We start from the raw sequence: 12,977 nt of genomic DNA, 5'->3' as shown, positions 1-12,977 counted from the left end.
CTCATGGACCTGCACGACAAAATCCTGCTGCGGAAAAGGGCGCTCATTGAAACCGTCAACGACGAACTCAAAAACGTCTGCTACATTGAACATACCAGGCACCGCAGCATTGACGGTTTTGCTTCCAACCTGGTTGCAGGGCTTATCGCATACAACCTGCTTCCTAAGAAACCGTCACTCAATATTGACATCATTGATAAAAGCAGGCTTATTGCATAAGATTATTATACCGAACTCACGTTAAAAATATCTCATTCCCACAACTTTTTCAATCGTTTTCTTATACCGAACTCACGTTAATATTGCAAAGGGCTTTGATTTGTTCTCCGCAAATAAAATATTCGTTCATCTCAGTTATAATGAAAAGGAACCAATTCTTTCAGCAGACTTGTTAGAATTATCGCAATTTGTTGATATGTTTCAGGCGGATACTTCTGTTATGTGGGGACTATCATGTGACAATAACATTACGGGGGACACCGTAATAGCAAGACTTATAGCTTCGAACTTAAAATTGAAAAATACTAAATAAATGACTCGGCATGGAAAGAACTCTCAGAGAATTTTGCATGGACAGAACAGATGCTCGAAAAGCACAAAAACAAAGTAAAAGCGTGAAAGTTTGAGGAACGGGAAACTACAGTTCCTCAAACTTTCAACTACTAACATCCCAATAAAGTGAACGCTATGAAACATGTGGTTCGAATGTGCGATTTGAGTTTCGACCCGAAACTCTTTGAGACTTTCCATTGCGGTACAGCCTTGGACGACCTTTTAAGTTCGCACCGGGGACTGCCTCGCGGCGTGAACTATATGATTATCGGCGACCCGGGCGTGGGTAAGACTACTATCATTCTCGATATGCTGGCCAATATTCAGAATCGCTATCCGAAAGCCCGGATTCTATTTGTGAGTGCCGAAATGAATGAGATAGATCTCACTGTGTATGTGGAGAGATACCCGAAATTCCAGACGCTCCCCATCCTCTTTGTAGAATCTGATTTTGACAATGATGTTCACAACTGGGATGTGGTCAAAGAAGTTGTTGAACAAGGATGGGATATAGTGGCCATGGATTCATTTTATGAGCTACAAGGCATAATCAAGGATGAGGAAAACATTCGTATGAAAGATGCTGAGAGCTGGCTCTTACAACTTATTAAGAAACAGAACAAAGGTCAGAACAACCGGCGCCTGAATTGTACTTTCCTGACTATCCAACAGGTAACAAAATCCGGTAATTTTGTCGGCTCAAACAGATTGAAACACTCCATCACCGCCATGATGGAACTTCGTTTGGAGAATCCAAAGAATATTTATTCCGACCGTTTCATAACTTTTTCAAAACACCGTCGCGGTGATGTTGGTGTAAAACTCTTTTATAATCTAAGCAGCACGGGCGATGTTTCGTTTGATGAACAACGTTTCCTCCAAGACCGACATATAAAGCATATGCAGAGCGAAGTGGCAGGGCAGATTCGCGACTTTGCCGACCAGTTCGATAAACTTTTTACACCTGATTAATATGAACCATTCAGATTTTCAACTCAAAAAACAACAGTTTATGCAGGGATTATGCCCGCAGAAGACCGTACCATTAAGCGGACTTACGCATTTAGGAGAGAATATATATTCCATCGAAGGAGTAGAAGTACCAGCCAGCAATGCCTTTACTGAGGCATGCGACCGTATCATCGGCATTGACAGCCGACAAAGAAAGATGGTGAAAGAAGCGTCTGGCGAAACCGGCTTAAAAAATTACCGCAACTACATTAACGTGGCATCGAACATACAAAAGCCTAAATCCGTGGTAGTGATTGCTTCACCTCAAAGTCGACAACTCACAGATATAATCCCCATTGTGGATGAGTATATTTCACCGACTTTATTTTTCGATTTTGCCGAGATGATGGCAGAAGAAACAGGATATACGGTATCGGACATCAAGTGGAACAATTCGGGAATCCCGAGCATTGCCATTACCTATACAAATCCACAAGGACATACACATTTCTTTGGGCCGGGAGAAGATTTCATGATAGATGGCTTCTATCTTGCTTGGACTCCATCACATATCGAATTAGGGCATTATTATGAACGTTTGGTATGTTCCAATGGACAGACTATCAGCGAAGAGCGTAAAGACGCTACCATATACAAACTGTCTTCTAATGAAATACGCAAGATGATTACACAAGTGAAAAGCAAATGGTTCTTTACACAAGGCATTGAACAATTCGGAAAACTGTTTGCAGTAGCGTCGATATCAAGAATATCTTTATCGGAGATGGAGAAGGCACAAAAGATTCTGATTTCCCAAGGAGTTGAAAAAGAGCAAGCGGAGACATTAATACCATATGAGAATGCCCGTTCTGCTTACGAAAGCGCAGGACTCTATGACCATCATAAAGAACACTTGATGAAAGGCGAAGGAACTATTTGGGATACATACAATGTGCTCACTCAGTTTGCCACTCATACTCCGATGTGGAAACAACAGGATTATCGGCGTATCAATATTATGAATGACGCAGTCGGTTTGCTAAAGAAAAAACCAGACATCATAAACTATATGGATATCTACTGATATGGCACCTCCATTCATCAAATACATAGCCAACACGCAGCATTATGATGATGTATTAGCGCATGTGGCTTCAGTAAAAAATACTTTGTGGATCGGAACAGCTGACATAAAGGATGTGTATGTCAAATCCGGAACAACGTCAGTCCCACTATTGGCAGTATTTGACAAACTTGTCAAGAGGAATGTCGCCATCCGCCTCATTCATGCCAAAGAACCCGGACCTGTATTCAGAAAAGAACATGAGAAATTTCCTGCGTTATGGTCATCAATGGAAATGGCACTTTGTCCGCGTGTTCATTTCAAATTGATAATATTCGACATGGAAACGGCATACATTGGTTCTGCCAATCTCACAGGAGCCGGTATAGGTATGAAGAGCGGGCAAAAAAGAAACTTCGAGGCAGGTATTCTGACGAATGAACCATCACTCGTTGAGGCAGCAATAAATCAGTTTGATGAAGTCTGGCGCGGAAAATTCTGTGAAAAATGCGGTAGAAGAAACTATTGCAATGACCAAATTCTTTGAAAAAGTAATTCGCAAATAAAAGAATACACCTATGCCATTTTTTTTCGTAGAAATTTTATACCTTTGTATGTCCAACAATATTAAAGACTTATGGCAGCAAATATATTCGGTCGCTATGTATGGTTGATAGAGCAGTTCAGACGTTATGACCGTCTGACATACGAGGAGGTCAATGACCATTGGCACAAGTGCGGTTTGAGTTATGGGGATGAGGACGATCTTGCTCTCCGTACTTTTCACAATCATCGCAAAGCCATCTTTGACATTTTTGAGGTTGAAATAGCTTGTGACATAAAGGGAGGGTATAAATACTACATAAGTAATCCTGAAGAACTGGAAAATGACAATCTTCGTATTTGGCTGATAGATTCCTATACCGCTATGAATCAGATACAGGCCGACAGAAAATTGAAAGGACGTATCATTTTCGAGAATGTTCCGTCAGGGCACAAATGGCTCAATGTTATTACCGATGCCATGCGTAACAACCAAGTTCTGCATATTACACACCATGGTTTTGGAAAACCTGAATCTTGGAGTTTCGATATTGAACCATATTATCTCAAAGTGGTAAAACGCCGCTGGTATGTATTGGCCCGCAGTCCTTATTATTCAGAACTGAATCGCAAGAAAAATAGCGAAAAAGGTGGCAATCGTCCTGAAAACGTATATATGGTATATGCGCTTGACCGCATTTTGGATTGCCAAACCACGAACGCCACATTTCACATGCAAGAAGACTTTGATATTAACGAATACTTCCGTGGATGTTGTGGCATTATCCACTCAGAAGAAAAGCCCATAAAGGTCATAATCAAAGCGTATGGCGGCGGATCGGACTATCTTCGTACGCTACCACTACATGAGTCGCAGCGTGAACTGGATGAGCGCAAAGACGATGAAGCATCCTATTTCGAACTTGAAGTATGCCCCACATACGATTTATATCAGTCGTTACTGGCACAGGCCGATCAGATAGAGGTTATTGAACCGGAATCGGTACGCAAACAGATGCGTAATTTCGCCAAGAACCTAATGTCATACTATAAAGAATAACAATATGAGCAACAAATTATATCGTATTCTCAACGAAGAAGAGTCTTATGACATTCTTTATACTAGTTATATAAACCAAAGTGCAAGAAAGAATAAAATCTTAGAATTCTATGAGCAGATAGAAAAAGTATGTAAGCTATCTCAAGAATGTAACATCAAAATAGCATCGGCATTAAGGATTGCCACTCAATATGGATGGGTAATTGAAGATGTACAACGAATGGTTAGGAAAGGTGCAACTGAAATCCCTCTTGATTTGTTTTTAGTTTGCGATGAACAAAAAGAGCATATTTCGATGCAACCGCTTGTGGATTTTATTGTGGAGTATAATACATATTATCAAGAGACTGGCGTATTCTTGGATGATGAAAAAGGACACGGACAATATTTTTGGGAAGCTATATGGGATATTGTAAGAAGGGATGAATTTCCGGGTACAAACAGTCGGTTGGATAGTTGTTTCGCCTTTACAAGTAGAGCAGATACCGTTCAATTTTCAAAGGAATTTCGGGTTTCCGAAAGAAAGGTAGCCGAAGTCGTTATTGAAGATGCAGACATCAATATATACGATATGCAATGGATTACAACAGTACCGGTCGATTCTACTATGAACGAGGCTGTCGAATATGCGCGTAACTACTGGAAGGGATTAAAAACAGAGAATCCTATAATGGAGGCACTAATCTTTGGTGAATACACATTTAAAGAGGACAATAATGATTGATGGACAAAATTTTATAGCCATTGATTTTGAAACAGCCACGGGCAAGCGGGCATCCATTTGCGAGATTGGCATTTGCGTAGTGCGCAATGGGGAAATTTCAGAAACACGCTCTTGGTTAGTGCAACCCGAAGATAATCTGTACAGTTATTGGAATATGCAGTGTCACGGCATCACGCCTGAAGACACTGAAAATTCACCCTCTTTCCCAGAAGTATGGGAAGAAATAGAGCGTTTATTCCTTGACGATTTTGATACCCTTGTGGCACACAATGCCACCTTCGACCGTAGTTGTTTAGAGCATTCTGCTCAACTATATAATTTGCATTTGCCGGAATTGCAATGGCAATGTACTTTGAAAATAGCCAGACAAATATACAATTTTGGCTGCAATACACTCGGTTATCTTTGCGAACAACTTGGCATCCCCGAAGGTACTCACCATCGCGCCGGAGACGATGCAGAGATGTGTGCAAGATTGTATCTGAGAGAAATGGAAAATTTTTAGAATAGTATTTTATGAAAACTAAATTATCTATACGAGAATATTTTAGCCTTGATAAGAAATTTATCATCCCATCTTATCAACGTGGTTATAAGTGGGGAGTTCCCGGCAAAGACGGAAAGACTGCTGCTCAAATATTGGTGAGAGACATTAAGTCTGCTATGCAACGGAATCAGGCATCGCAATATTTTATTCAAGGTATTACTTGCTACGAAAACACAAATAATGATCTGATTCTAATTGATGGGCAACAGCGAACCACAACAATATTGTTGTTATTGGCAACAATACTTGAAAATGAAGATGACAGAAAAGAACTTCTTTTCAAAGGTAAAGAGTTAAAGTTGAAATATGACATCAGAACTAGTTCACATGATTTTTTAGAAAAATATTGTGAAAGAAAAAATGTAGATGAATCTAAAGATACCCAAGATATCTACTATTTCAAGAAAGCGATTGAAAGTATAAGATTACAGTTGGACAAGATTGATATTGAAGATTTCTGTAAATTCTTACTTGACCAAACTTTTTTGTTTGTAATTACCGTTGATGAGTCAGAAGCCACAAATGTATTTTCTATGATGAATGGCAATAAGGCATTTATGACATGTGATGAATTGGTAAAATCCGACTTTCTTTGTAAAATTTCCAATATCCATCAACCCACAGAGAACCCAACACCAATAAATAGTGTGGAGGAAGCATTGACTGTACTGAAAAAACAAATCAGGAAGGAAAGTGCAGATGAATGGGAAAACAATGCCTCAAGAAGTCGTATGTCGCGAGAGTGGGATAAATGGCTCTATTGGTGGAATCGTTCGGAGGTGCGACGTTTTTACCGCTGCGGCGAAGATGTAATGGGGCATCTTCTTAAATATTTTTGTATTGTCAGTGATAGTAAAATAGACTATACCAATGACATCAATGCCCTTATTGATACTTTTGAAAGGTTTCAAAGTTATTTCCTGACTCAGCAACCTAAAGATACTGATAACCGAGTGAAGATGAATTTTGAACGACTCAGAAAATTGCAAAAAAGATTCGAAGACATCTATAACGATTATGAGACTTATAACAGATTAGGTTTCCTTTTACAAATTCTTCCACCAAAAGAAAGAGAAGAATCTATACTTTATTTTCTTGACAAAAAACACACAATTAATGATTTTGACGATTACGTCAAGTTTAGAATGGCTGGAGCCTCTAAACAAGAGATTGATTCCTATAACTCTATTGATGGAAAAACACAAGAATCCGTAATAGCTAAAGAATACGAGGTCTACAATGCTCTTAGATCCAAGAATATCTTCGAGGACCCTAATAAAAAGCCATTCGCATTTACATATTTATACTACAAAAATATTTTAGAATCTGATAAGCGCAAACAACGATTTGAATTTTTCTATTGGGATAATGAGGAAAAAGATTTCAAATCAATGTGGGAAGCCCATTCATTAGAGCATATATGGCCAAAATCTAGAATATCAGAGGAGTCTTCTAAAGAATCCGTATCTTTAAAAGATTTAGGAAATAAAGGTATCACACAACATTGTTTAGGTAACTTGGTGTACCTGCACAAAAAAGATAACTCAAAATTCAAGGATAGGATTCCTGAAGAAAAAAAAGACATATATTTCAATCTTGACGAAAAGATTTATTCAAGAAGTCTTCTTCACACTATGGCTGCTTTTGGTAGTAAGCAGTGGAGCATTGAGAATGTACCATCTATTATCAGACAGAATTATGATTTGGAAATAAGTAAAATACGAGATCTATATGGAATCGAAGATGAACAATAGACCGCTAAGTAGTGGCATCAGCTATACAATATCAGAACTTTTCTCAGGCAACAGAAAAATTGTTATACCTGATATGCAAAGAGAATACTGTTGGCCTTCCGTTTTATCTGTCGGTCAAAATTGTTCTCTTGTAACTTCGTATGTTCGAGACCTTATTCGCTCATTCAATGACAAGATTGACTCTAGAATGGGACTTATATATGCTTATGAATTACCAGCCAACCATATTCAATTATGCGATGGACAACAACGCACTACAACCATTTATCTCCTCATCGGATGTTTAACTAAGATTATAAGCAAAGTTGATGAAAAACAGTATCGGCAAGCTGAGGATGTGCTGATTTCAGAATTTGAGCGACATGATGACCATGAGCCAAGATTACAATATGCAATAAGGGAATCAACACTTCTGTTCTTGCGCGACCTCGTGTCAAATTACTTTTTAGGAGAAGAAACCGATATTAAAAACGCAGATTGGTATTTTTCTTCATATAATGAAGATCATAGTATCCAAAACATACTAAAAGCCATTGATGAAATTAATTCGATGGTCAATGAAAACATTGCCTCTGGCTTATTATCATATATACTGTGTAAGATTAGTTTTCTATATTTTGATATGCAATCACGCAGATATGGCGAGGAACAGTTTGTCGTACTGAATACTACCGGCAAACCGCTTACACCTAGCGAGCATCTCAAACCGCAGTTGATTGGAGCCATGAAGAATGTTGATAATGCTATAAAAAAGCAATACTCTGATATGTGGGAATCATGGGAGCAATTCTTTTGGGATAATCGTCCTAAAGATGATGCCCATTCTAACTTTGTTGTTGATGATTATCTCAATGAATTTTTAAGATGGGTGTTCATTTGTGAAAATATAGGGAAAGAAACAGAACTTTTCCGTGACGATGCAAAGCAATATTCTGGCATTCAGAAAGTTTTAGCCGGTTCCCGCATTGATATTGTTGAATATTACAAAGGAAAGGATGTTACCAAACTTTTCGATACAATAGATAAATACAAAGACGCATTACTATTTATCATTAAGAATAATATTACAATTGATAGTGACTGTAGTTCGGATACAGATTTTCCGAAGTATTCCCTTTGGGATATTATGCTCAAAGATGAAGACGCCAAGCATGTCATTTATCGTTTGACTACCAGCCACTGTGCCACTTTGTTGCCTGTTTTAGCCTACGTAAAAACAAAAATAGAAAAGGAAGAAACGCCTATCGTTAATAATGTCATACGTTTATTCCGGATATGTTGGGAAATAGCACAGAAGAATGCTTCGAATTACGATGTCGTCAGACTGTGTGTTTTTATCAAAAATAATGGGGATAATGTACTGGAGTCTTTATTAAACCAAAATGACAACCTATACACAGAATCCATCAAAAAGTCTGCGATAGTAAGACTTTCAGAAGGTATGGAAATGAATATTCTTTCTGATTATGAAAACGAGTATTGGAAACTTATTCACCTTAACACGGTAAAGGGAGAAAGCGGTTTTATATTTAACGTACTTGGTGATAATATAAATGCTATCAGTATAAGAAAAATAGCAGAAAATTTACGACTAACGTATGAACGTCCTACAAACCAACTAAGGCGGGCATTGTTAACCTATACTGACTATTATCAAGGCGCAGGATGGAGCAAAATAGGTGGTCGCTATTGCTATGCGAAAGATAGCGGCTATTTCTTTTATATGTTCCATGAGAAGAATGCAAACATTCAAGTTAAAACAGAATTGCTAAACTTTTTGAGAGATATTCAGAATGAGGCCGATGTAGATTCTTTCATTGAGAGAAAACTTAGCCCGGGTAATGAACCGGTTCTTGATAAAGGTTCGGAAGAATGGAAGAAACTGGTTGCAAGATTATATAAAGACCCACACTGGTTTGACTATGGAAGAGGTCGTGGTTATGTAGCTTGGAATGATTCTCGTCAATGTGGCTACATGCTGACCTCTTACAAAGTAACTGATGGGTCATTTGCAAAGATTATTCCTACATCTCATAGGGAAGAAATTGGCAAATTATGTAAGAGATTAAATGAGAACACTAATAGCAATTGGGAAATTATTGAACAATGGAAATTGCAGCGACAGATAGAAAAAAACATTGAAGGCAGAAAACATTTGCTTTATCTTGAAGCAGACTTTCTCTCTAGTGACGAATCTTTGGGTGAGTTATGTTATTCTATTTCCACACGCGATATGGAAACATGGGAAATTTTCAATTCACGCTTATTGGATAAATATCCTCATGCAGACAAAGATTTAGACAATCCGAACAGGCCATATATTCACATTGGGAAAATACAAGGAACAGATACTGATTTGATACTTCAGACACTAACCGACATTTTAAAATTTCTTCATTCTTTATAATTGTCATTCCATAAAAATATAGACTATAATGAACAACGAAAACAACATCATACTTTATCAAGATGATAACGAAATAACTCGTGTGTCGGTACGCTTTGCAGATGAAGATTTGTGGCTGACACAAAGTCAGTTGGCGGAGATATATTGTACTACCCAACAGAATATCAGCCAGCATATAGACAATATATATAAAGATGGCGAGCTTTCCATAGAGGCAACTAACAAGAAATTCTTGTTAGTTCGTCAAGAGGGCAATCGGCAGGTAAAACGCAATATTGATCACTACAATCTTGATATGATTATCGCCCTGGGCTACCGTGTCCAGTCGCAGGTCGCTACACGATTCCGCCGGTGGGCGACCCAGCGGCTTCACGAATATATCCAAAAAGGATTTGCCATGGATGATGAGAGGTTGAAGCAGGGAGGGAATCGCTATTTCCGAGAACTGTTGCAGCGCATCCGGGATATTCGAAGCAGTGAGCGTAACTTCTATCAACAGGTTACGGATATTTATGCTACTGCAACAGATTATGATCCTCGCAGTGAAATGACAAAAAAATTCTTCGCTACCGTACAAAATAAGTTGCATTACGCTGTTCATGAAAACACCGCTGCCGAAGTCATATACAATCGAGTGGATAATGAAAAACCTTTTGTCGGAATGACCAATTTCAAGGGTAATTATGTGACAAAAGATGATGTGAAAATAGCCAAGAACTATTTGTCAGAAATTGAGCTACAACGTCTGAATTTGCTTGTTTCAGGTTTCTTGGATTTTGCAGAGTTTCAAGCATTGGAAATGAATCCTATGACGATGAAAGATTGGATAGAGGCTTTGGATAATCAAATTATTGCCCATAAACGAAAAGTTTTGATTGGAAAAGGAAATATATCGCACAAACAAGCCATTGAAAAAGCTGAAAAAGAATTTGAAATCTACCGTAAACGCGAGATGGATTTGTTGGAGAGCGACTTTGATAAAGAGATTAAAAGATTGAAAAATAAAGATTAGTCCAAATATTCCTATGAAACGGCAATGCTTGCTTTGGGAAAAATCAACAATAGAAGGGAACTTTATGGTATCAAATCACAAAGAGTATTGAATGTATAATTTGATAATCAGAAAGATATAGAATGTTATTCGGTTCAAGCGTGGAACTGCAATACCCCACATCCTCAAACGGAGGCCCTGAGAAAGCCCATTACAAACAGATGTTATGATAGCAGCCCACGCCAAGCGTGAGAACCATCATGCCATTCACTGTTTACAATTAGAAGTTTCTCAGGTTTCCAGTATCAATGAAAGAGCATAACGCTTCTTATTCCCAAAATGTCAGCAAAGGGCGTAAGCCCATGCGATTGCAAATATATTAAAAATCAGTAAGACAACAAAAATTTATCAAGGAAATTTGTTTTACGATAGGAAATTCCACTTTTCACGGGAAATGACAATAAGAATATCAATGTAACCGTGCTTTCCTTTTCAACTGATATACTTGATAATTATCAACTAATAAAGATAAATGTTAATTCATGATTTCGTTAAGAAATAGACGAAAAACTGACTGTTAGAGGGGCACTTGAACGAATTTATCACGCAGTTTGCCATGGCGGACAATGCGGCAGAGGTTAATATTTTATGGTTTTCAACTAAAATAGCAGATGATTTCATGTTTATTTACACACAGAAGAACATCTATTGAGTGGCAATATACGGTAAAACATGACGCAAAAGGTGCCCCATTGGCATGTCAAAGGCGGTCTTTTGCATTGTGAAAGGCCGTCTTTGACATTGACGAAAGCTATAAAAACAGCAGACAATAGGCGTGTCTGAGATTACAGACTGCCATTTCTGAACGTTTAAGATGTTAAATTTAACATTACAGACCGCTAAGTTTAACAATCAGGAAAAGCCACGACCATATAAAAAATCACACATATTTTCTTAATTCTTAACTCTTAATTCTTAACTTATATGTACTTTTGCATGGTTTTAAAGAAAGGATAACAAGATATGCCCAGCATTAACGATATGACCGTAGGGTCGCCTACGAGGGATATTATAAAGTTCGCCGTACCGCTTGTCGGCGGCTACATACTGCAACAGATGTACCTTATTATCGACGCGGCCATCGTGGGGCGCTTCATCGGTGTCGACGCATTGGCTGCTGTCGGAGCGTCGTCGTCGATAATGTTCCTCATCATGGGCTTCTGCAACGGCTCTTGCGCGGGCTTCGCTATACCAGTTGCGCAGGAGTTCGGGGCAAAGGATTACTCAAAGATGCGTGCCTACGTGGCCAACGCATTGCGGATAGTGGCGGTCATAGCAGTGGTCATCACCGTGGTCACGGCTATCTTTTGCGAGCGTATTTTGAGGATTGTCAATACGCCGGAGGACATCTTCCATGACGCATACGTGTTCCTTTTGCTTAGTTTTCTGGCCATTCCTTTCACGATGGCTTACAACATGCTGTCGGGCTTTATACGGTCGTTGGGCGACTCAAAACAGCCATTCTATTTCCTCATAGCGGCCTCGCTGCTCAACATTGTGCTCGACTTTATCCTCATTATAGGCCTCGGTATGGGCGTTGAAGGCGCCGGAATAGCCACCATGACGGCACAGGCGTTCGCCTCGCTGCTGTGCTGGCTGTACATCAGGAAGCACCTGCGGCTGCTCATTCCGACGGGCAACGAGCGGGCGTATGACGACAAGAAGGTGGGCCGCCTGCTGATGAACGGCATACCGATGGGCATGCAATTCTCGATAACGGCTATCGGAGTGATAATGCTGCAGAGCGCAAACAACGCGCTGGGAACGGTCTACGTGGCGTCGTTCACTGCCGCGATGCGCGTCAAATACCTGTTTACGTGCGTATTCGAGAACATCGGCGTGGCCATGGCTACGTACTGCGGACAGAACATCGGGGCGCAAAAGGTAGAGAGGATAAAGCTCGGAATATGGTCGGCAATGAAGATAACGGCGGTGTATTTCGTGTTTACATTGATTATAATATATCCCTTCGCGGACGACATGATGCTGCTTTTCGTCGAGTCAGGCGAGCGTAACATCATCGACAACGCTGCCCTTTACATGCGCCTGTCAAGCTATTTCTTCCCCGCGTTGGGGCTGCTCACAATACTGAGATACAGCCTCCAAGGGCTCGGATTCTCAAACCTGTCAGTGCTGTCGGGCGTCATGGAGATGATAGCCCGCTGCGGAGTGAGCCTTTGGCTGGTGCCCACGTTCGGTTTCCTCGGCGTATGTTACGGCGACCCTACGGCCTGGGTGGCTGCCGACTTGTTCCTCGCGCCGGCGGTGTACTTGGTATATAAGAAACTTAAAAAGGTGAGAAAGTGAGATGGTGAGAAGGTGAGA

General features: G+C 39.7%; 11 protein-coding genes. All 11 read left to right on the top strand.

The genetic code is table 11. The features are described 5' to 3' along the window. Positions 1-219, top strand: a 219-nt coding sequence (locus H6A34_RS10875; RefSeq protein WP_205105536.1) for a transposase, incomplete at its 5' end; no start/stop codon positions are given. Positions 220-687: 468 nt separating this feature from the next. After that, entirely contained in the window at positions 688-1,524 is an 837-nt protein-coding gene (locus H6A34_RS10870) for an RAD55 family ATPase (protein WP_205105535.1), read from the top strand. 1 nt (position 1,525) lies between these two features. Continuing rightward, the gene (locus H6A34_RS10865; protein WP_205105534.1) at positions 1,526-2,587 is read left to right on the top strand and encodes a DUF932 domain-containing protein; all 1,062 of its coding nucleotides are present in this window, start codon (positions 1,526-1,528) and stop codon (positions 2,585-2,587) included. A gap of 1 nt (position 2,588) precedes the next feature. Next, positions 2,589-3,113 carry a phospholipase D-like domain-containing protein gene (locus tag H6A34_RS10860; protein ID WP_205105533.1) on the top strand — a complete coding sequence of 175 codons (525 nt, stop codon included), beginning with the start codon at positions 2,589-2,591 and terminating at the stop codon, positions 3,111-3,113. 90 nt (positions 3,114-3,203) lie between these two features. Next, on the top strand, positions 3,204-4,169 hold the full coding sequence (locus H6A34_RS10855) for a helix-turn-helix transcriptional regulator (RefSeq protein WP_205105532.1): 966 nt from the start codon (positions 3,204-3,206) through the stop codon (positions 4,167-4,169). Positions 4,170-4,173: 4 nt separating this feature from the next. Continuing rightward, a complete protein-coding gene (locus H6A34_RS10850) occupies positions 4,174-4,893 on the top strand; it encodes a DUF2441 domain-containing protein (protein ID WP_205105531.1) in 720 nt (239 codons plus the stop codon). Next, entirely contained in the window at positions 4,889-5,398 is a 510-nt protein-coding gene (locus H6A34_RS10845; protein ID WP_205105537.1) for an exonuclease domain-containing protein, read from the top strand. Before H6A34_RS10850 ends, H6A34_RS10845 begins: the two co-directional genes overlap by 5 nt. 11 nt (positions 5,399-5,409) lie before the next feature. After that, positions 5,410-7,194: a DUF262 domain-containing protein gene (locus tag H6A34_RS10840; RefSeq protein WP_205105530.1), complete on the top strand. Its 1,785-nt coding sequence runs from the start codon at positions 5,410-5,412 to the stop codon at positions 7,192-7,194. Then, entirely contained in the window at positions 7,172-9,601 is a 2,430-nt protein-coding gene (locus tag H6A34_RS10835) for a DUF262 domain-containing protein (RefSeq protein WP_205105529.1), read from the top strand. Before H6A34_RS10840 ends, H6A34_RS10835 begins: the two co-directional genes overlap by 23 nt. A gap of 28 nt (positions 9,602-9,629) precedes the next feature. Next, a complete protein-coding gene (locus H6A34_RS10830) occupies positions 9,630-10,613 on the top strand; it encodes a virulence RhuM family protein (RefSeq protein ID WP_205105528.1) in 984 nt (327 codons plus the stop codon). Positions 10,614-11,615: 1,002 nt separating this feature from the next. Next, positions 11,616-12,959, top strand: a complete 1,344-nt coding sequence (locus H6A34_RS10825; RefSeq protein WP_205105527.1) for an MATE family efflux transporter — start codon at positions 11,616-11,618, stop codon at positions 12,957-12,959. Positions 12,960-12,977: the final 18 nt, after the last annotated feature.

The sequence above is a fragment of the Marseilla massiliensis genome (assembly GCF_016899855.1).
Classification (GTDB): domain Bacteria; phylum Bacteroidota; class Bacteroidia; order Bacteroidales; family Bacteroidaceae; genus Prevotella.
The sequence above is the reverse complement of the archived record's forward strand: the minus strand, read 5'-3'. Positions and strand labels throughout refer to the sequence as shown.